General features: G+C 64.0%; 16 protein-coding genes. 4 read left to right on the top strand and 12 right to left on the bottom strand.

What is annotated here, in order from left to right:
* Window positions 1-34: 34 nt before the first annotated feature.
* Together U5782_RS09075 and U5782_RS09070 are read right to left on the bottom strand one after the other, a co-directional pair.
* Entirely contained in the window at window positions 35-595 is a 561-nt protein-coding gene (locus U5782_RS09075) for a DUF6515 family protein (RefSeq protein ID WP_322043468.1), read from the bottom strand.
* Window positions 592-1491 (bottom strand): DUF2092 domain-containing protein, encoded by a 900-nt coding sequence (locus tag U5782_RS09070; protein WP_322043467.1) that lies wholly within the window; start codon window positions 1489-1491, stop codon window positions 592-594. Before U5782_RS09070 ends, U5782_RS09075 begins: the two co-directional genes overlap by 4 nt.
* Window positions 1492-1877: 386 nt before the next feature.
* On the opposite strand from U5782_RS09070, the gene U5782_RS09065 reads away from it, so the two are divergent.
* From U5782_RS09065 to U5782_RS09055, 3 genes are read left to right on the top strand one after another with little or no spacing between them, the layout of a single operon-like run.
* Window positions 1878-3320: an MFS transporter gene (locus U5782_RS09065; RefSeq protein WP_322043466.1), complete on the top strand. Its 1443-nt coding sequence runs from the start codon at window positions 1878-1880 to the stop codon at window positions 3318-3320.
* A gap of 29 nt (window positions 3321-3349) precedes the next feature.
* On the top strand, window positions 3350-4546 hold the full coding sequence (locus U5782_RS09060) for a CoA transferase (RefSeq protein WP_322043465.1): 1197 nt from the start codon (window positions 3350-3352) through the stop codon (window positions 4544-4546).
* Between the two features lie 2 nt (window positions 4547-4548).
* Window positions 4549-5400, top strand: coding sequence for a citryl-CoA lyase (locus U5782_RS09055; RefSeq protein ID WP_322043464.1), 852 nt, complete (start codon window positions 4549-4551; stop codon window positions 5398-5400).
* An 11-nt stretch (window positions 5401-5411) separates the two neighbouring features.
* Here U5782_RS09055 and U5782_RS09050 read toward each other — a convergent pair whose 3' ends face one another.
* Window positions 5412-6191: an IclR family transcriptional regulator gene (locus U5782_RS09050; protein WP_322043463.1), complete on the bottom strand. Its 780-nt coding sequence runs from the start codon at window positions 6189-6191 to the stop codon at window positions 5412-5414.
* A gap of 222 nt (window positions 6192-6413) precedes the next feature.
* Here U5782_RS09050 and ppk2 point away from each other — a divergent pair, with 222 nt between their 5' ends.
* The gene (gene ppk2 / locus U5782_RS09045; RefSeq protein ID WP_322043462.1) at window positions 6414-7235 is read left to right on the top strand and encodes a polyphosphate kinase 2; all 822 of its coding nucleotides are present in this window, start codon (window positions 6414-6416) and stop codon (window positions 7233-7235) included.
* Here ppk2 and U5782_RS09040 read toward each other — a convergent pair.
* From U5782_RS09040 to U5782_RS09000, 9 genes are all read right to left on the bottom strand, one after another.
* A complete protein-coding gene (locus U5782_RS09040) occupies window positions 7226-8260 on the bottom strand; it encodes a substrate-binding domain-containing protein (RefSeq protein WP_322043461.1) in 1035 nt (344 codons plus the stop codon). The genes ppk2 and U5782_RS09040 overlap by 10 nt on opposite strands.
* Before the next feature lie 41 nt (window positions 8261-8301).
* A complete protein-coding gene (locus U5782_RS09035; RefSeq protein WP_322043460.1) occupies window positions 8302-9399 on the bottom strand; it encodes an ABC transporter ATP-binding protein in 1098 nt (365 codons plus the stop codon).
* 47 nt (window positions 9400-9446) lie between these two features.
* Window positions 9447-10295, bottom strand: coding sequence for a carbohydrate ABC transporter permease (locus tag U5782_RS09030; RefSeq protein ID WP_322043582.1), 849 nt, complete (start codon window positions 10293-10295; stop codon window positions 9447-9449).
* An 83-nt stretch (window positions 10296-10378) separates the two neighbouring features.
* Window positions 10379-11326: a sugar ABC transporter permease gene (locus U5782_RS09025; protein ID WP_322043459.1), complete on the bottom strand. Its 948-nt coding sequence runs from the start codon at window positions 11324-11326 to the stop codon at window positions 10379-10381.
* Between the two features lie 6 nt (window positions 11327-11332).
* Window positions 11333-12574 (bottom strand): ABC transporter substrate-binding protein, encoded by a 1242-nt coding sequence (locus U5782_RS09020; protein WP_322043458.1) that lies wholly within the window; start codon window positions 12572-12574, stop codon window positions 11333-11335.
* Window positions 12575-12808: 234 nt separating this feature from the next.
* On the bottom strand, window positions 12809-14221 hold the full coding sequence (locus tag U5782_RS09015; protein ID WP_415914276.1) for a GH1 family beta-glucosidase: 1413 nt from the start codon (window positions 14219-14221) through the stop codon (window positions 12809-12811).
* A gap of 236 nt (window positions 14222-14457) precedes the next feature.
* On the bottom strand, window positions 14458-16134 hold the full coding sequence (locus tag U5782_RS09010) for a SulP family inorganic anion transporter (protein WP_322043457.1): 1677 nt from the start codon (window positions 16132-16134) through the stop codon (window positions 14458-14460).
* Between the two features lie 214 nt (window positions 16135-16348).
* The gene (locus U5782_RS09005) at window positions 16349-18082 is read right to left on the bottom strand and encodes a SpoVR family protein (RefSeq protein ID WP_322043456.1); all 1734 of its coding nucleotides are present in this window, start codon (window positions 18080-18082) and stop codon (window positions 16349-16351) included.
* The gene (locus U5782_RS09000) at window positions 18079-19347 is read right to left on the bottom strand and encodes a YeaH/YhbH family protein (protein ID WP_322043455.1); all 1269 of its coding nucleotides are present in this window, start codon (window positions 19345-19347) and stop codon (window positions 18079-18081) included. Before U5782_RS09000 ends, U5782_RS09005 begins: the two co-directional genes overlap by 4 nt.
* Between the last annotated feature and the right edge of the window lie 93 nt (window positions 19348-19440).

Genomic DNA, 19440 nt, shown 5'->3' with positions numbered 1-19440 from the left:
TCGGCGAGCCCGCGTTCCCTGCCCTGCACGCCGCTTATCGTGGCGCCTTCACGACCACGTATTGAACCTGCGTGCCGACGTACTGCGGCTGATACCAGGTCGAGCCGCATTGTTCGTAAGTCGCGCCGTCGATCACGATCGACGTGCATGACGGCGGCAGCGTGGCGATCATCGACCCGACCACCGCGGCTGTCACGCCAACGGTGACGGCCGCGGCAACGGGATCGACGTACCATCCGCCACCCCAGTACGGAGGCGCAGGGGGCGGCGGCGGATGCGGTCCTGGACCGGGTGGCGGTCCAGGTGGATGAGGAGCAGGCCCAGGACCCGGCGGCGGCCCGGGCGGATGCGGATTGGGGTTGGGCGTGGGTCCCGGGCCTGGCTGCGGCCGAGGGCCGGGCTGGCCGCCGTGAAACTGTTCGCCGCCGCCATTGAACCCGGGCCGTGAAACCTGAGCGCCCGCGAAATTCCCGCCCATCGGATGGATGCTCGTGCGCGCCATGCCCCGAAACGCCCATCCCTCGCCCGACGCCAGCGCCATCGACATGACGAGCCCCGCGGCGATCGCGCTTCGCGTAGATTTGCCGTTCATCATTCGGCCTCCTCATAAGGCGGCCGATCCGCGGGCTTGAGGTCGATCTGGCGCATGCCGGCATGCGGATGGAATACGAACGTCGACGGCGCGAACACCGGGTTGAGCTTCCAGTGGTACGTCACCTCATGACGGGGGCGCGAGGTCTGGCTCGTGTCGGTGATGATCATCCTGCACGGTAGCGGTCTGCGTCCCGTTTCGATCCACAACTCCCAGTCGGCGCCGGGTTGCCGGAAGGCGTAGTGCGTGCAACTTCGTGTATCGACTTTTTCGACGCCGATCGTCTGCGCCGCGCCGAGCGAGAGATCGTCTTGCTTGCCATTGCCCCAGTAGAAGAGATCGGCAAGCGGCGTTTCGATATGCCAGTTCTGCGCGAGATCCTGCACGAGTCCGTCGAGCGTGGGCGGCGCGTCGCGCCTCGCGTAGAAGCCCTTCTTCTGGTTGTAGATCGTGAACTGGCGGCCGTCGTAGAGCATGCCGCGCAGATTGCCGTTGCCGGTGATGTCGGCGCGCAATCGGTCGGGACGCTTTACTTTGAGAACGGTGTGACGCAGCAGCGCCGCGTTCTGGCCGCTGTCCAGCACGACGTCGGTGGACGTGTCGGCATCGACTTCGAATCGATGCAGCGTACGCAGATACCGGCCCATCGCGTCGAGCGCATCGGTTGCGTGCGCATCGATCGCACTGGATGCGCCGCCGTTATCGCTGTTGTCGGTGCCGAGATCGTTGAGTGGCGACGGCACGTTCGACTGCGCGGGCACGTGCTCGACGGACGTTTCATGATGCGCGCAACCCGCGAGCGTCAAGGCGCCCAGCAGCGCGGCACAGCGCGCGAGCTTCGGGCCGAACGCGCGTATCGGCGCAGGGTGGATGACTCCAGGGAAGACTCTTTTGTTCACATCGTCTCCTGACTGAAAGTTCGCTTTGCCCAACCGTCGATCCTCGGTTTGCCGCGCGCCCCTGTACCTCCCCAGGGACGCTGGTGACGGTCGGCGAAACGCGCAGATCGGGCGACGTTCGTGCGCGCTTCGTAACGTCGAGCTTATCAGCGTCCCCGCGCTTCGTCACACGAATGCGCCGCGTCGCGTTACGCCGACTCCCCATCTGGCAAGGCGTGCGCGCAAGCTCGACCCCTTCGCTCGGTAAAACCCCTGGTCGGTCCGACGGGTTCATCGCGTTATCATGCGCTCACGATTTATAGAACGATGTTCTATCAGATAGAACGCAAGACGCCGCGGCCGCCAGTCCGCTGAACTATCGAAGTCCGTGCTCAGGAGGAGCCACCATGTCCAGTCTGCCGCTCGACGCGACGCACGCGTCGCCCCGCGACGATGCCGCACGAGCCAGTGCGGCGCAGATCAATGCGCGGATCGACCGCCTGCCCGCCACCCGCACGGTCTGGACGCTCGTGCTGCTGCTCTCGCTTGGCGGCTGGTTCGAGTTCTACGACCTGTTCTTCACGGCCTACGTAGGCCCGGGGCTCGTGAAAAGCGGGCTCTACTCGACCACCACGGCGTCGTTCTTCGGTTTTTCGGGGCTTGGCGCTTTTGTGGCGGCGTCGTTCGCGGGCCTGTTCATCGGTACGTTCTGCTTTACGGGGCTCGCCGACCGCTATGGCCGGCGCATGATGTTCACGGCCTCGCTGCTCTGGTACTCGGCCGCCACGTTGATGATGGCGATGCAGACGTCCGCGCCAGCCATCAATCTGTGGCGCCTGATCGCGGGCATCGGCGTGGGGATCGAGCTCGTCACCATCGACACCTATGTGAGCGAGCTCGTGCCGAAGCATATGCGCGGCCGGGCGTTCGCCTTCGTGCATCTCGTGCAGTACACGGCGGTGCCGACGGTCGCGTTGCTCGCGTGGTGGTTCGTGCCGCGCATGCCGCTCGGTTTCGATGGCTGGCGCTGGGTGGTGATGTTCGGCGCCTGCGGCGCGTTGATCGCCTGGGCGATCCGTCGTCGTGTGCCCGAAAGCGCACGTTGGCTTGCGCAGCGCGGCCGCCACGAGGAAGCGGCGCGCGTGCTCAGCCGACTCGAAGCCAAGGTCGAAGCCCAATACGGCCGTCCGCTGCCTGCACCGTCGATCGAGCCAGTGAGCGCGACAAGCCAGGAACAAACCAAGGCGCGCTTCGCCGAGCTCTGGCAGCCACCGTATCGCCGCCGCACGATCACCCTGCTCGTCTTCAACCTGTTTCAGGCGATTGGCTTCTACGGATTCGCCTCGTGGGTGCCGACACTGCTCGTCTCCAAGGGCGTAACGGTGACGCACAGCCTGCTCTATTCCTTCGTGATCGCCGCTTCGAACCCGTTCGGCCCGCTGATCGGCATGGCGATCGCCGACCGGATCGAGCGCAAGACGCTCATCGTGCTCGCCGCACTCGGCATCGGCGTATTCGGCACGCTGTTCGCGTTCCAGACCTCGCCCGCCATGCTGATGTTGCTGGGCGTCCTCATTACGCTCGGCGGCACGCTGCTCTCGGTCGGCTATCACGCCTATCAGGTCGAGCTGTTTCCCACCCGCATGCGGGCGCGCGCCGTGGGTTTCGTCTATTCGATGTCGCGGCTATCCGCGATGTTCTCGGGCTTCATGATCGCGTTCGCACTGCGCCATTTCGGTGTCCCTGGCGTCTTCGCGCTGATCACGGGGGCGATGGTGATGGTGATGCTGGCGATCGGCCTGTTCGGCCCGCGCACCAACAACCGTTCGCTCGAAGCCATTTCCCAATGATGCATTCAAAAAAAGAGGCTGGAACTACGATGTTGCCTTTGGCTGGAGTGCGCGTTCTCGATCTCTCGAATGTCCTCGCGGGTCCGTTCTGCGCGTATCAACTGGCGCTCCTCGGCGCCGATGTCACGAAGGTCGAGCACCCCGAAGGCGGCGATCTTGCGCGGCGCCTGGGAGCCGACAAGGATGCGGCCGCGCGTAATATGGGCGCGTCCTTTGTGGCGGTGAACGCGGGCAAGCGTTCGATCACGCTCAATCTGAAAGACCCGCGCGGCAAGGCGATCCTGCTCGAACTCGTGAAGGACGTCGACGTGCTGGTCGAGAACTTTCGGCCGGGCGTGATAGAGCGGCTGGGACTGGGATTCGATCAGCTATCCGAAGCGAATCCGCGGCTGGTTTACTGCGCGATTTCAGGCTTCGGCGAAAACGGCGAACTGGCGCCCCGCCCCGCTTACGACCAGATCATTCAGGGCATGGCGGGTGTGATGAGCGTGACCGGCGACGCGCACAGCGCGCCGCTGCGCGTGGGCTATCCCGTCTCCGATACGGTGGGCGGGCTGACGGCGGCGTTCGGCATCTGCGCGGCGCTTGTCGACGCGCGCACGACCGGGCGCGGGCGGCGGCTCGATGTGTCGATGCTCGAAGCCACGCTTGCGACGATGGGCTGGGTCGTGTCGAACTATCTGAACGCGGGCGTCGAGCCCACGCCGATGGGCAACGAAAATTTCACCGCCGCGCCCTCGGGCACCTTCGCGACCGGTGACGGTCTGCTCAACATCGCGGCCAACGAGACGCGCCAGTTCGAGAGCCTCTGCGAGGTGATCGGTCGCCGGGACCTGCCGCGCGACGAACGTTTCGCTGCGCGCCATCTGCGCAAGCTGCATCGCGCCGAACTCAAGGCGGAAATCGAAGCGGCACTGGCCGCCGATAGCGCCGAGAACTGGGAAACGCGCCTGCTCGCGCGCGGTGTGCCGGTCGGCCGCGTGCTCACGGTGCCGCAGATCCTGGCGCATCCGCATCTGGCCGAGCGGCGCTTCGTGCGCGAGTTCGAGCCCGCTCACGGCGAAGCCGCTCAGCGCGTCACGCGCGCGGGCCTGCGCCTCGCCGACGCCGATGCAGCGCCCACCTCGCCCGCTCCAACGCTGGGCGCCCACACACGCGAAACGCTCGCGCAACTCGGTTACGACGCCGCGCAGGTGGAAACGTTGCGCGCGCAAGGAGTCATCTGAACATGTCCACCATGAACGACACGAAAAATTCCGATCTCGCTGCCCTTTGCGCCGACTACTGGCGCACGTCGATCATCGACATCCATCCTGGCTCGATCAATGTGCGTGGCTATCCGATCCAGGAGCTGATCGGTCGTGTGAGTTTCCCGCAGATGATCTGGCTGATGCTGCGCGGCGAGTTGCCGAGCGACGACGAAGCCGCGCTGCTCGAAGCCGCGCTGGTCGCCTCGGTGGATCACGGCCCGCACGCGCCTTCCATCGCGATCTCGCGTATTGCCACGAGTTGCGGGTTGCCGCTCAATGGCGCGATGGCCTCGGCGCTCAATGCGCTCGACGACGTGCACGGCGGCGCGGGCCAGCAGGCGGTCGAACTCTATGCGTCGATCGGCGCGCGTCTCGATGCAGGCAGTCCGCTCGACGAAGCCGTCGAAGCCGGTGTCGATGCGTTCATCGCCGCGCACGGGAAGTATCTGCCGGGCTTCGGCCATCGCTTTCACCCGGTCGATCCGCGCGCGGGACGGCTGCTCGAGATGGTCGATGCGCGCGTCGAAGCTGGCGTCATCAACGGGCGTTATGCATTGATCGCGCGTGGAATCGAGGCACTGCTGAAAAAGCGCAAGGACAAGCCGGTGCCGATGAATATCGATGGCGTGACGGCCGTGATCTATGCGGAACTGGGCTTCGCGCCCGAACTCGCGCGCGGCGTGTTCTGCCTGTCGCGCGCCGTGGGCATCCTCGCGCATGCATGGGAGCAGCGCGGGCGCGGCGAGCGCAACAAGGGGCCGATTCCGCGCCAGATGGCCTACGCGTACACGGGTCCTGCGCAACGTCATCTTGACGATAACGCGCGCTGAACCGCAAGCGTTTATGAGCGCGCGTGCTCCGCGTACGCGCGTCGCGCTTCGCGCAGCGCGCGCGAGTCGCCGCCGAGCGCATCGGTCGCGCGCGCAGCGCAGTCGAACAGCGCGTCGAGATGCGCTTCGACGAAAGCGCGGTCGATGCGCGAACTTGGGCCCGCTAGCGTGAGCACGCCGCGCAGCGCGTCGTGCACGCCGAACACGGGCATCGAGACGCCCGACGTCTCGCGATCGCGCTCGCCGATCGACATACAGTAGAACGTGCGCCGCGTCTCGTCGAAGCTCTCGCCTGGCTCGCCACCGAAGGCGAGCAGCGCGCGCCCGCCCGAGCCCGTTTCGAGCGGCAGCACGTCGCCCTCGCGTACATGGTGGCGCACCACATGATTCGAATCGACCCGATGCAGGCACACGCGCACGGCGTTGTCGCGCACGTAGAACGAGACGCTCTCCCCGCTCTTTTCCATGAGCTCGCGCATGAGCGGCAGCAGGATATCGCCGAGATTGAGACTGCGTTGATAGAGCGCGCCCAGCGCAAACGTGGCGGGTCCGAGTTGATAGCGCCCATCGTCCAGACGCAGTAGCAGGCGATGCTGGATCAGCGCGCCTGCGAGCCTCAACAGCGTACTCTTGTAGAGGCCCGTGCGCGCCGCGAGTTCGGCGAGCGTGAGCGCGCGGTCGTCCGGACGGAACGCGAACAGGATCGCACACGCGCGGTCGATGACCGCGACACCTTCTTCCTTTTTGGCAGGGCCTGGCGCCTGACCTTCGAGCGGATTGTCCGCGGGCATGAGTTTCGAGGCGGGATGAGAACGAGCCCGATTTTACGCGATCCGCCGCCCATGCCCTAGCCTGGCCAGCGTGCCCGCGATTTGACCCTCGCCATAGGATTGGCGGGATCGCATTGAACCGCACCTGTCTCCTCGTCTACGCTTGGACTTGCGCTTGAACCTGCGCGCGTGGCCGCCCAGCGTCGCGCGCTTTTCACAACAGATTCAATGGGAGTGATTGCTATGTCCGACAAGAAAAAGTCCTCGAAAAAGAGCCCGCCCAGTCCCGGCGAAACACTGGACAACAAGACTTATCTGAAGACGCTGCGCCATCTGCACGAAGAACTGGTGCGGATGCAGGAATGGGTCGTCAAGAGCGGCGCCAAGGTCTGCATCCTGTTCGAGGGCCGCGATGGCGCCGGCAAGGGCGGCACGATCAAGGCGATCACGGAGCGCGTGAATCCGCGTGTGTTCCGCGTGATCACCACGCCCGCGCCCACGGAGCGTGAGAAGAGCCAGATGTATTTCCAGCGCTATCTCTCGCATCTGCCGGCGGCGGGCGAAGTGGTGATCTTCGATCGCAGCTGGTACAACCGCGCGGGCGTCGAGCGTGTGATGGGTTTCTGTACCGAGGAGCAGGTGCAGGAGTTTCTCGTCGGCGTGCAACTCATCGAGCGTGCGATGGTGCACTCGGGCATCATCCTGCTGAAGTACTGGCTCGAGGTGAGTCCAGAGGAACAGACGCGCCGCCTGGAAGCGCGTATCACCGACGAGCGCAAGATCTGGAAGCTCTCGCCGATGGATCTGGAGTCCTACCATCGCTGGTTCGACTATTCGCGCGCCCGCGACGAGATGTTCGAGAAGACCGATACGAATTTCGCGCCGTGGTTCGTCGCGCATTCGGACGACAAGAAGCGCGCCCGTCTGAACATCATCAGCCACCTGCTGGGCAAGGTGCCCTATGAAGACGTGCCGCGCGACAAGGTCGAGCTGCCGCGCCGGCAGAAGGCCGATGGCTATCAGGAACCGGACTACCCCTTCAAGCTTGTCCCTACTCAGTACTGAAACAACTTCGCGCGCGCCGGGTTGGCCTGCGCCACCGACGCGCGCATCGTCACGCTCACGTCGAAACGACGCTCGATCTCCCAGTCCGTGCCGTAGCACTGGTTGATGAGCCAGCGCACGGCGTTGCGCGTGAGTTCGGCGGTCGGGATATGGACCGAGGTCAACGCGGGCGCCATATACGCCGCCGAATAGTCATCGTCGTAGCCGATCACGGAGACGTCGCGCGGCACCGAAATGCCCGCGTGCTGCAGCCTTGCGAGCGCCGACATCGCCATCGTGTCGTTCGCGCAGAACAGGCCCGTGAAGTGCCGCTTCGAGTCGAGCAGTCTGCCCGCCGCCGCATAACCGCCTTCGGGCGAGAAGTCCGACACGATGAGCGGAACGGTTTCGCGTGCGATGCCGTGGCGCGCCAGCTCGGCGAAGAAACCATCGAGACGCGCCTGGTTGTCCGAGGAGCCGGCCGTGCCGCCGATCGCGGCGATCTCGCGGTGCCCGTGCTCGATCAGCGTGCGCGCGGCCAGTTCGCCGCCGTGGAAGTGGTCGGCGCAGAACGCGGCTTCGGGCAACTGGTTGAAGGCGCGGTTCAGGAACGCCATGCGCGGATGCAGCGCGTGCAGCATGACCAGATCCTCGTCGAGCAGGTCGTGGCTGATGACCACCACGCCATCGCAATCACGGCCGATCAGGAAGCGCACCGCCTCGATCGCCTGCTCGCGCGGCGAAGCTTCGCCGCAACCGGTCGCCACCACCACATGACGGCGCACCGCGCGCAGTTCGGTATCGGTTTCCTTGAGGATCGTGCCGTAGTACGAGCCGAAGAACGTCGGCACGAAGATGCCGATGATGCCGAGCGACTGCGTTGCCATCGCCCGGCCGATCGACGAGGGCCGGAAGTTCAGTTGCTCGATGGCGGCCTGCACGCGTGCGGCGGCGTCGGCCGATACCGGCCCCTTGCCCGAGATCGCCCGCGAGGCGGTGGAGAGGCCCACGCCGGCGAGCGTTGCGACGTCTTTCAGGGTTGCCACGTCTGGTTCGTCCCTTGGTCTTTTGTCGTATCCGAGCGGCTTTAGAGCCGCTCACCGCTGGTTTCGTCGAACAGCGACACGTGCTGCACGTCGATCTCGAACGGCACCGGCGCGCCGCTCGCGAGCGGCGCCTTGTCCTGGTCGATCGACGCGATCTGGGCGCCATGATAATCGAGCCAGACCACGCGGTGATTACCCATCGGTTCGACCAGGGTTACCTGGCCTTGCAGCGCGCTGGTTTGAGTCCCGCCATGAACGCCCGCGCGCACGTCTTCGGGACGCACGCCCAGCACGCAGGGCTTCGTCAGGTCGGGCGCGCCCTTGAACGCATAGTTCGTCACCTCGACCGAAAGCTGCGGGCCACGGAACCAGAGTTTGCCTTCGTCCGCTTGCAGCGTGCCATGCAGCAGGTTCATCGGCGGCGTGCCGAGGAAGGTCGCCACGAACAGGTTTTCGGGCCGCGCATAGACTTCGGCGGGCGTGCCGAACTGCTGGATCACCCCACCCTTCATCACGGCCATGCGCGTGGCGAGCGTCATCGCTTCCACCTGGTCGTGCGTCACGTAGATCATCGTCGCGCCCAGTTGCTGATGCAGTTGCTTCAACTCGCGGCGCAGTTCCGTGCGCAGCTTGGCGTCGAGGTTCGAGAGTGGTTCGTCGAACAGGAACACGTCGGCTTCGCGCACCAGCGCCCGGCCGATCGCCACGCGCTGACGCTGGCCGCCCGAGAGCTGCGCGGGCTTGCGCGAGAGCAACGGGCCGAGCTGGAGCATGTCGGCGGCGCGCTTCACGCGGCGCTCGATTTCCGGCTTGGGCGTGCCGTTGATGCGCAAGGCGAACGACAGGTTGCGCTCGACGTTCATGGTCGGATAGAGCGCATACGACTGGAACACGAGCGCTACGCCCCGATCCTTGGGATCGGCCCAGGTCATGTCCTCGCCGCCGATCTCGATGTTGCCGTCCGCCACGTCGATCAGGCCCGCGATGCTGTGCAGCAAGGTGGATTTACCGCAGCCCGAGGGGCCGAGCAAGACCACGAATTCGCCGGCGCGCACGTCGAGGTCGAGGTCCTCGATCACGGTGTTCGCGCCAAGCTCGATACGCAGTTTGCGCACCGATACGTTCGCCAGATTCGTCATGGTTTGTCTCTGCTTGTGTCTCAGCTTGTGTCTCAGTTATCCCGCACTCAGCCTTTCACCGCGCCCGACGCAATGCCGCGCACGAACCAGCGCCCCGACACGAAATAGATTGCGAGCGGCACGAGCGAAGTGAGGATCGTCGCGGCCATGTTGACGTTGTAGAGCCGCTCGCCCGTGGTGGTGTTGATGATGTTGTTGAGCTGCACCGTCATCGGCAGGTTTTTCGTTCCGGCGAACACGAGGCCGAGAATGTAGTCGTTCCAGATGCCCGTCACTTGCATGATGATGGCGACGACGATGATCGGCACCGACATCGGCAGCATCAGTTGCGCGAAGATGCGCCAGAATCCGCCGCCGTCGATGCGGGCCGCCTTGAACAGCTCCTGCGGCAGCGACACATAGTAGTTGCGGAACAGCAGCGTCATCACCGGCATGCCGAAGATCGTGTGGATCACCACGATGCCGGGCAGCGAGCTGAACAGATGCACGGTGGCCAGCACGCGCACGAGCGGATACACCATCACCTGAACGGGGATGAACGCCCCGGCGAGCAGCACGGCGAATAACAGGCCCGCGCCACGCGGCTTCCAGAATGAGAGCGCGTAGCCGTTCACGGCGCCCACGGCGATCGAGATGATCGTGCTCGGCACGACGATGCGCACCGAATTCCAGAAGCCCACGCGAATGCCCGCGCATTCGAGCCCCGTGCACGCGGAAGCCCATGCGTCCTGCCACGGTGCGAGCGTGAAGTGACGTGGCAACGCGAGCAGATGGCCGAGGCGGATTTCCTCCATCGGCTTCACCGACGTCACGAGCATCACGTAGAGCGGCAGCAGGAAGAACAACGCGGCAATGATCAGGAATCCATAGATACCGAGCCGTGCGGGCGTCAGCATGCGGCGTTTGGGTCTACCCTTCGTCCCCGGCGTACGGCGTCCCACGCGGGGAATGGCGCCCGAAGTATCGGTCAGCGGCGCACTCATGCGCGTTCTCCTTTACTGGCCACGTGGCTTCTTGCGTAAAACACCGGCGCGAGGATCGCGAGCACGGTGGCGAGCAGCACGATCGAGGCCGCCGAAGCCAGGCCGATATTCGCGCGGTTGAACAGATAGTCCATGATGAACTTGCCGGGCACTTCGCTCGCGGTGCCAGGACCGCCCTGGGTCATCGCGACCACGGCGTCGTAGAGCTTCACGACCATCACGAAAAGCAGCACGAAAGCCGTCGACACCGAGGTTTTCAGCATCGGCACGACGATGCTTGCATAGACACGCCAGCGCGGAATGCCGTCGAGGCGCGCGGCCTTCCAGATCTCCTCGTCGATGCCACGCAGGCCGGCGAGCAGGAGCGCCATCACGAGCCCCGAGGCTTGCCAGACGGTCGCGATCACCAGCGTGTAGATCACGAAGCGCTGCGAGACGATCCAGTCGAACTGCGCGTGCTCGAAGCCCAGGTCGCGCAACACGGCCTGCACGCCCAGTTCGGGGTTCAGGATCCACTGCCACACAAGCCCGGTTGCGACGAACGACATCGCATAGGGATAGAGAAAAATCGTGCGCAGCGCGCCTTCGGCCGCGACCCGTTGATCGATGAAGATCGCCAGCAACAGCCCGATCACGAGGCAAGCCACGATGAAGCAGACGCCGTAGATCGCCAGGTTCTGGAGCGATACGATCCAGCGTTCGGTTTGAAAGAGGCGCACGTACTGCGTGAACCCCGCGAAGGTGTTCGTCGGCAGCGAGCGCGAATAGCTCATGGAGACACGCGCGGTCCACAGCATCGTGCCCAGATATGCGAACACGACCGTGGCCACCATCGGCAGCAGCGCGATCCATGCGGCGAGCGAGATGCGCCGCCGCATGGGGCGCACCGCACGCGCCTGCCGTTTAGCCCGCTGTTTGGCTTCGTCCAGCTTGAGCGCGTACATGGGCCGTCAGCTCTTGATGGCCGTGGCGAACGCCTTCTGGGCGTCCTCGACCGACTGGTTCTTGTTCCAGAAGTTGGTGATGACGTCCTGGAGCGAGCCTTGTACATCGGGCGGGATCAGCATTTCCGGGTTCGGCAACTGACGCGACTTGTCTTTCATGATTGCCATACCCTCCTTTGCGCAGACGTCGAAGCCCGCCGTATCCACGTCGAGGCGGATCGGAATCGAACCCTTCTTCTCGCTGAACGCGGCCTGGGCCTTCGGCGAGGTCATCACCGAAGCCAGCAGTTGCTGCGCCTGCACGGCCTGCGGATTGTCGGTCTTCGGGAACACGAAGGCATCGCCCGCGATCATGTACGGCGAATTCGCGAAGCCCGGGAAGCAGCCAAAGTCCTTGCCCGCGACCTGCTTCGCGTTCGAGAACTCGCCCTTGGCCCAGTCGCCCATGATCTGCATGCCCGCCTTGCCCGAAATCACGAGCGCCGTAGCGTCGTTCCAGTTGCGGCCGGGCGAGCCCGCATCCACGTAGTTGTGCAGGCGCTTGAAGGTCGCGAGCACGTTCTTGAACGCGGGCGAGTTCACGGCATTGGCGTCGCGGTCGCGATAGACCTTCAGGTACAGGTTGCGGTCCATGTCGGCGAAGATCGCGTCGAAGGTGATCTTCTCCTGCCAGGCCTGACCACCGAGCGCGAGCGGAATCGCGCCCGCCGCCTTGATCTTGTCGAGATCGGCGAAGAGTTCGTCCATGCTTTTCGGCTCGGCGGCGATGCCCGCTTTCGCGAACACCGGCTTCGAGTAGAAGAACCAGTCCTGCATGTGGATGTCCACGGGCGCAGCGTAGAAGTGGCCGTTGACCTTGATCTGGTTGAGCACCGATTCGGGCAGGATGCCGTTCCAGTTTTCCTTCGCGGCGACGGCATCGACATTGTTCAGGAGTCCCTGGTCGATGAGGTCGTGAAACTGCTTCGACGTATTGAACTGGGCCGCGGTGGGCGGATCGCCGCCGACGATGCGGTTGATCGCCGTGGCGCGCGCCTGGTCGGCGCCCGCGATGGCGTTGTCGACCCACTGGCCGCCCGCCTGATCGTAGGCTTGCGCGAACTGCTTGATGGCGGCCGATTCGCCGCCCGAGGTCCACCAGTGAATCACATTGGCCTTGAGCGGCGCGTCCGCTGCGTGTGCGGCGAGTGCTCCGGCCAGCGCCAGCGCGGCGGTGATGCCGCGCAGGACGAGTGTGCTTTGCTTCATTCTGTCTCCTGTCGATCCGGAGTTAGCGCCTGTGCGCATGCTCCGGTTTTGTCTGCGGGTCCATGAAGTCAAACTATCGCGGTCCATCGGTCAAGCGGGTGGCTGCGCACGCGCGGTCCAGCGGTTTTACTTCCCCTGTTGGCGCATTCTCGCGGCGCGCAGCCGGTACTGCAATTACGGTTAATACCGTTCGGGCTTTCGATTTCTCCGCCCGGGTGGTTCATGGCGGGCGTGTCAGTCGCCGTTGCGCGCCTTTCGTTCGGCGATAAAGCGCGCGATCAACTCGGCGCTGCGCTTTTTCGTGCGTTTTTGCGTGTCGTAGTCCACATGCACGACGCCGAAGCGTCGCTCGTAGCCGAACGCCCATTCGAAGTTGTCGAGCAGCGACCACACGAAATAGCCGCGCACCTCGACGCCCTTCTTGATCGCCGCGTCGACGGCGGCCAGATGGCGCTTGAGGAAGGCGATACGCTGCGTGTCGACGACTTCGCCATCGCGCACGCTATCGTCCGAGGCCATGCCGTTTTCGGTGATGTAGATCGGCGGCAGGTTGTCGTAGGTGTCGTTGAAACCCACCAGCAGGTCGCGCAGCCCGTCGGGATGGACTTCCCAGCCCATCTGCGTGCGCTCGACATCGGGCAGCGGCACTTCGGTGTAGCCGTGCGCGCCGTCGCTCTTCACGTTGGTGCGGAAGTAGTAGTTGATGCCGAGGAAATCCAGCGGCGCGGCGATCGTCTCCATGTCGCCGTCGAGCACGAGCGGCTCGGTGCCCGGCCACAGTTCGAAAAGCTCGGCCGGATACTCGCCCTTGAGCAGCGGATCGAGAATCCAGGCGTTGTGCTGCACTTCGAAGCGGCGCGCGGCGGTGATATCGGCTGCGGAATTCGAGTTCGGCGTGCCGCGCCCCACATTGGCGACGATGCCCTTGGCGGACTTCGGATCGTTGGCGCGCAGCGCCGGGATCGCGAGGCCGTGGCCGAGCAGCAGATGATGCATCGCCTGGGTCGGATAGCGCGGGCTCGCGAGGCCTGGCGCATGGTGGCCGTTGCCGTAGCCGAGATACGCGGAGCACCACGGCTCGTTGAGCGTCATCCACGCATCGACAAGACCCGTGAGTTCGCGGCTCATCAAGTCGGCGTAATCGGCGAAACGATAAGCCGTGTCGCGGTTGAGCCAGCCGCCGCGGTCTTCGAGATGTTGCGGCAGATCCCAGTGATAGAGCGTCGCGAAGGTCTGGATGCCCTTCTCTTTCAGGCGTTCGAGCAGGCGCTTGTAGAACGTGATGCCCTTCTGGTTCGGGCGGCCCGAGGCGTCCATCACGCGCGGCCAGGCGATCGAGAAACGATAGGCCTCGAAATTCAGGTCCTGGAGCAGATCGAGATCGGCCGGCCAGCGATGATAGTGGTCGCAGGCGACGGCGCCCGTATCGCCGGCCAGCACCTTGCCGGGCGTGGCGCTGAAGGTGTCCCAGATCGACGGCAGGCGGCCGTCCTCGGTCGCCGCGCCTTCGATCTGGTACGACGCGGTAGCCGCGCCGAGCAGGAAGTCGCGGCGCCAGAGCGCGGAATCGGGCGACGGCGTGAAGGCGTCGTCTTCGAGAATGGCGGTCGATGCGGAAAACGGCGAAGCGGCTGAATCGTGCGTCACGAAAGCTCCTGCGCGAGGTCTGGGCCGGATGCGGGGGTGTTCTCTCCCGGCATTCCGGTGGTGGGAGTGGAAGCGCTTCCACAGCGCTTGAGCCGCACGATATCAGCCGCGAAAAGCTGTGAGCAATCAGGGTTTTTCTGGAGCGTTTTAAGTAGTTTGCGTGTACTCAAACTACGGCGGGAGCGCATGGCGGCGGGGAGTTCCGCTACCATGCGCCAGATTTGATGCGCTATGAATCAGGCGTCGGCGTGTGCATCGAGTTCGGGATGCACGGCGGCGAGCGCCGCATGCAAGGTCGTATAGATATTTTCCGCGCCCACCACGGGGGTGATGCCGTGGCGATCCATGTCCGCGCGCAGATAGCGGTTCACGCGCCCGAAGATCACTTTGACGCCGCTATTGTGCAGCGTTTCACATAGTTCGTTGAGCGAACGACCTGCGGAATAATCGACATCGGTAATCGCTGCTGCGTCGATCACGAGCCAGTGCACGGGAGAAGGCGCACCGTCGATCAAACGGCGCACGTCATCGACGAAAAAGTGGTCGTTCGCGTAGAAAAGGTCTGCGCCAAAGCGGTAAACGATGAGGCCCGGCGCCGTCATCAACCCGGCCTCTGCGGGCACGGGCATCCAGCGCCCCTCCTCGTTCGGCATCAACACCATCGTATGCGGACGATAACTGTGGCGCACGTGACGCAGCAGCGAAAGCGCAATCGCGATAAGAATCCCGTTCTCCACACCGATCAGGACGACCGAAATGGCTGTCGCCACCGCGAGCCGGAACTCGCCCCGGCTTTCGGCGCGAATATCGATCAGTTGTCCGATATGCACGAGTCCCACTGCGATCGTAAAGACAATCGCGGCCAGCACGCAGCGCGGCAGATACTGGAGCCAGCGGCTCAGGAACAGCAGCACGACCACCACCACGCCCGCGAACACGAGTTGCGCAACCTGGCTGCGCGCGCCCGCCTGTTCGCCCATCGCCGTTTGCGTGGGGCTACCGTTCACGACGAAGGCGCCGCTGATGGCGGCCGTGGCATTGGCGGCGGCAAGGCCCAGCAGATTGCGGTCCTCGTCCACGCGTTCGCCGTATTTTTCCGCGAAGGCGCGGCTCGTGGCGGCGCTCTGCGCGACGATGATGACGAAGCACGACGCCGCCACCTGGAGCAGGTCGATCATCTGGAACCAGCCCACGGCGGGAAACGCGATATGCGGCAGCCCGCCTGCCACAGGCCCGGTCACGGCGATGCCGTGGCCCGCGAAGTCGAAGCTCGCACTGGCGGCAATGCCGCCCACCACCGCGAGCAGAGGCACGGGCCAGCCGGGCCGAAAGCGCTTGAAAACGAGGATCGTCGCGACCACCAGGGCGGAGATCGCCAGCGTCTGCCAGTGAATCGCATTGAACTGCAGCACGATCTGCTTGACCTGCAAGACCGTGCGCCGTGACGTGAATGGAATGCCCAGCATGTCGCCGAGCATCGCGACGCCCACCTGCATGCCCACGCCGGTCAAAAAGCCGACCAGCACCGTACGCGAAAGGAAGTCCGCGAGAAAGCCGAGTTTGAAGATGCGGGCGAGCAGGAGAATCGCTGCGGTGAGCAGGGCCGTCATGCCGGCGAGCGCGACATATTCGGCGCTCGCCGGCGACGCCATCGTGGAGAGCTTGCTCGCGAAGATGGTGGCCGTGGCCGAGTCGGCGGCCACGACGAGGTGCCGCGAGGCGCCAAACAGCGCGAAGGCAATCAGCGGCAGGAAGCCCGTATAGATGCCGGTCACCGCGGGCATGCCCGCGATGCGCGCGTAGCCGAGCAACTGCGGGATATTCATCGAGGCGAGCATGATGCCCGCCTTCGCGTCGCGCAACGCGCCTGCACGGCTGAAGGGCCGCGCGCCCCGGAACAGATCAAGCGCCATGGCGGCGTCCTTTCGATTCTTGCATCCGCATCGACTCCTTGGTGAATCCTTGATGAAAACGACACAACATGAGTAGCGCCGTATCTTAGCGCGGCCCCCTTCGCAGCGCTGCGCTAAAGGCAGATGAAAGCGCACATGTCCCGGCGCGCGAACAAGAAAAAAGGCCAGCGCTCAGGCTGGCCTTCGACTATCGCTTCGACGGATGCGTGGAGCGTTACACCCTCACCGGCGGCGGCACGTAACGGCACTCATAACGCTTCCTGACCGTGCCGTTTTCGTCGACACTTTCGAGGTACACGTCGAACTGCCAGAGCCGCGCCATGTGCCGCAGGACTTCATCGCTGTCGCTCGAAAGATGGCGGTTGTCGCTCATGAAGTGGCGCAGCGTGAGGCTACGGTCGCCGCGCGTATTCACCGACCACACCTGGATGTTCGGCTCGCGATGATGCATGTCGTACTGACGCGAGAGCGCCTGACGCACGTACTGATAACCGCTTTCGTCATGGATGGCCGAAACTTCGAGCGAATCGCGCATGTCGTCGTCGAGCACCGAGAAAAGGCGCATTTCGCGGATCAGATGCGGCGACAAATACTGCGCGATAAAGCTCTCGTCCTTGAAGTTGCGCATCGCGTAGTGCATCGCCTTGAGCCAGGGGCTGCCAGCGAGTTCCGGGAACCACTTGCGGTCTTCGTCCGTGGGGTTTTCGCAGATGCGGCGGATGTCGCTCATCATCGAAAAGCCCAGTGCATACGGATTGATGCCGCTGTAATAAGGCTTGGTGACGGGCGGCTGATACACCACGTTGCTGTGCGAATGCAGGAACTCCATCATGAAGCCGTCTTCGAGCTTGCCCTGCGCATAGAGCGTGTTGAGCAGGGTGTAGTGCCAGAAGGTCGCCCAGCCTTCGTTCATCACCTGCGTTTGCCGCTGCGGATAGAAGTACTGACCAACCTTGCGCACGATGCGAATGACTTCGCGCTCCCACGGTTCGAGCAGCGGCGAGTTCTTTTCCGCGAAATACAGCAGGTTTTCCTGCGGCTCGGGCGGGAAACGTTCGTCGTATTCCTCGGCGATGGGCTGCTGCGTTTTCGGCAGCGTGCGCCACAGTTCGTTGACCTGCGATTGCAGGTACGCTTCGCGCTCGCGCCGCATCGCGGCTTCGCGTTCGAGCGAGAGCTTCTGTGGGCGCTTGTAGCGATCGACACCGTAGTTCATGAGTGCGTGGCACGAGTCGAGCAACTCTTCCACTCGGTCGAGACCGAAGCGCTCCTCGCATTCCGCGATGTAGTTCTTCGCGTAGACGAGGTAATCGACGATCGCGTGCGCGTCCGTCCACAGACGGAACAGATAATTACCCTTGAAAAACGAGTTGTGCCCGTAAGCCGCGTGCGCGATCACGAGCGCCTGCATCGTCATGGTGTTTTCTTCCATGAGATACGCAATGCAGGGATTCGAATTGATGACGATCTCGTAGGCGAGACCCATCTGGCCCCGTCGGTAGCTTTTCTCGGTCGAGAGAAAATGCTTGCCGAACGACCAGTGGCGATAGTTGACCGGCATGCCGACGGAGGCATAGGCATCCATCATCTGCTCGGCGCTGATCAATTCGAGCTGGATGGGATAGACGTCCAGTTCGTATTGCTCCGCAACCTGCGCGATATGGGTGTCGTATTCCTCGATCAGCTCGAAGGTCCAGTCGGATGGGCACGGCAACGGCCGTCTGTCGGCTACGTTCATATGCACTTCCCTCTTCTGCGCAAACCGCCGCTCAGAAGGGAGCCCGTGCTCGTCGAGCCCGCTCGCGTCGGAGCGCGCAGGTTCGTCGGCATGTTCCCCCATGTCCGCGGCGGCCTCGTGATCGCCATGCTGCCCTTTTCCGCGGCCGCTCGTTTTCCGGCGCTCCGGCTGGTAGCCGCGCGCCTCGTTGTCCAGATGGCGGGTGGTCATGATCGCTCCACCTGCTTCTCGAAGAGCTCCCGGAATACCGGGTAGATGTCCGCCGCCGTGTCGACCTTCTTCATCGCGAGAGCCGGCTCGGAGAGCGCCAGTTGCGCATACTCCAGCCACAGATTCTGCTCTTCGGGCGTCACCTGAATATAGGCAAAATAGCGCACCTTGGGCAGGATGTCATCCGCGAGCAGCTTGCGGCACTTCGGCGAGTCGTCGGTCCAGTTGTCGCCGTCGGAGGCCTGTGCGCCGTAAATATTCCATTCGCTCGGCGAATAACGGTCCTCGACCACTTTTTTCATCAGCTCCAGCGCGCTCGATACGACCGTGCCGCCGCTCTCCGTCGAATGGAAAAAGGTGTCCTCGTCCACTTCCTCGGCGCGCGTGTGGTGACGGATGAACACCACCTCGATCTTCTCGTAGTTGCGCTTGAGGAACAGGTACAGAAGGATGAAGAAACGCTTGGACAAATCCTTGCGCTGTTCGTCCATCGACCCGGAAACATCCATCAGACAGAACATCACTGCCTGGCTCGACGGCTGTGGCTGCTTCACGCGGTTCACGTAACGCAGGTCGAAGGGGTCGATGAAAGGAATGCGCCAGATGCGTCCACGCAGATGATGGATCTCGTCTTCGAGCGTCTTGATCTCGTCGCGCCGATCGGTGGGATCGGCCATCAACGCTTCGAGCTGTTCTTCGAGCGTATGCAGTTCGTTGACGAGCGGCGCGCCCAGCGCGATGCGCCGGCCGAGCGCGCTGCGCAGCGAGCGCACCACGTCGATGTTGTTGGGCGTGCCCTCGGCGGCCCAGCCCGCGCGGATGCTCTTCCACGTAGGCACAGCCATTAGATGGGTCTTGACGAGGCGCGGCAGTTCGAGGTCGTCGAAGAAGTACTGCATGAACTCTTCGCGGGAAAGCTCGAATACGAAGTCGTCCTGACCTTCGCCTTCATTGCTCGCCTGGCTGCCGCCACCGCCTCCGCCGCCTTGCGGACGCGCAATGCGGTCGCCGCGCACGTAGTCTTCGTTGCCGGGGTGAACCATTTCACGCCGCCCGCCGGGGCCGTGCCGGAACGAGGGTTCGGCGATATCCTTGCGCGGAATGGTGATGCTCTGGTTACTCTGTATGTCCTTGATGCTGCGGTCACGCACCGCTTCCGAGACGGCGTGACGAATATAGTTTTTCACGCGGCGCAGGAAGCGCTCGCGATTTGCAATGCTCTTGTTCTTGCCGGCCAGCCTGCGGTCGATGATTTGATGAAGCACATCCAGTCTCCCGCTCCAGTTTCGAATGGGCGAGGTGCGCAGTCTGGGATGCCGTGCCTGCCGCGTTCACCCGCTCGCGGCTGCGTGGCCTGC

It is taken from the genome of Paraburkholderia sp. J67 (assembly GCF_905220265.1).
Taxonomy (GTDB): Bacteria; Pseudomonadota; Gammaproteobacteria; order Burkholderiales; family Burkholderiaceae; genus Paraburkholderia.
This window is presented reverse-complemented; position numbering and strand designations above follow the sequence as displayed.

What these genes read in the sequence shown, in the direction of transcription:
- U5782_RS09075 (WP_322043468.1), bottom strand. Translation starts at nt 595, where the DNA reads ATGATGAACGGCAAATCTACGCGAAGCGCGATCGCCGCGGGGCTCGTC.
- U5782_RS09065 (WP_322043466.1), top strand. Translation starts at nt 1,878, where the DNA reads ATGTCCAGTCTGCCGCTCGACGCGACGCACGCGTCGCCCCGCGACGAT.
- U5782_RS09060 (WP_322043465.1), top strand. Translation starts at nt 3,350, where the DNA reads ATGTTGCCTTTGGCTGGAGTGCGCGTTCTCGATCTCTCGAATGTCCTC.
- U5782_RS09055 (WP_322043464.1), top strand. Translation starts at nt 4,549, where the DNA reads ATGTCCACCATGAACGACACGAAAAATTCCGATCTCGCTGCCCTTTGC.
- U5782_RS09050 (WP_322043463.1), bottom strand. Translation starts at nt 6,191, where the DNA reads ATGCCCGCGGACAATCCGCTCGAAGGTCAGGCGCCAGGCCCTGCCAAA.
- ppk2 (WP_322043462.1), top strand. Translation starts at nt 6,414, where the DNA reads ATGTCCGACAAGAAAAAGTCCTCGAAAAAGAGCCCGCCCAGTCCCGGC.
- U5782_RS09035 (WP_322043460.1), bottom strand. Translation starts at nt 9,399, where the DNA reads ATGACGAATCTGGCGAACGTATCGGTGCGCAAACTGCGTATCGAGCTT.
- U5782_RS09030 (WP_322043582.1), bottom strand. Translation starts at nt 10,295, where the DNA reads ATGCTGACGCCCGCACGGCTCGGTATCTATGGATTCCTGATCATTGCC.
- U5782_RS09025 (WP_322043459.1), bottom strand. Translation starts at nt 11,326, where the DNA reads ATGTACGCGCTCAAGCTGGACGAAGCCAAACAGCGGGCTAAACGGCAG.
- U5782_RS09020 (WP_322043458.1), bottom strand. Translation starts at nt 12,574, where the DNA reads ATGAAGCAAAGCACACTCGTCCTGCGCGGCATCACCGCCGCGCTGGCG.
- U5782_RS09010 (WP_322043457.1), bottom strand. Translation starts at nt 16,134, where the DNA reads ATGGCGCTTGATCTGTTCCGGGGCGCGCGGCCCTTCAGCCGTGCAGGC.
- U5782_RS09005 (WP_322043456.1), bottom strand. Translation starts at nt 18,082, where the DNA reads ATGACCACCCGCCATCTGGACAACGAGGCGCGCGGCTACCAGCCGGAG.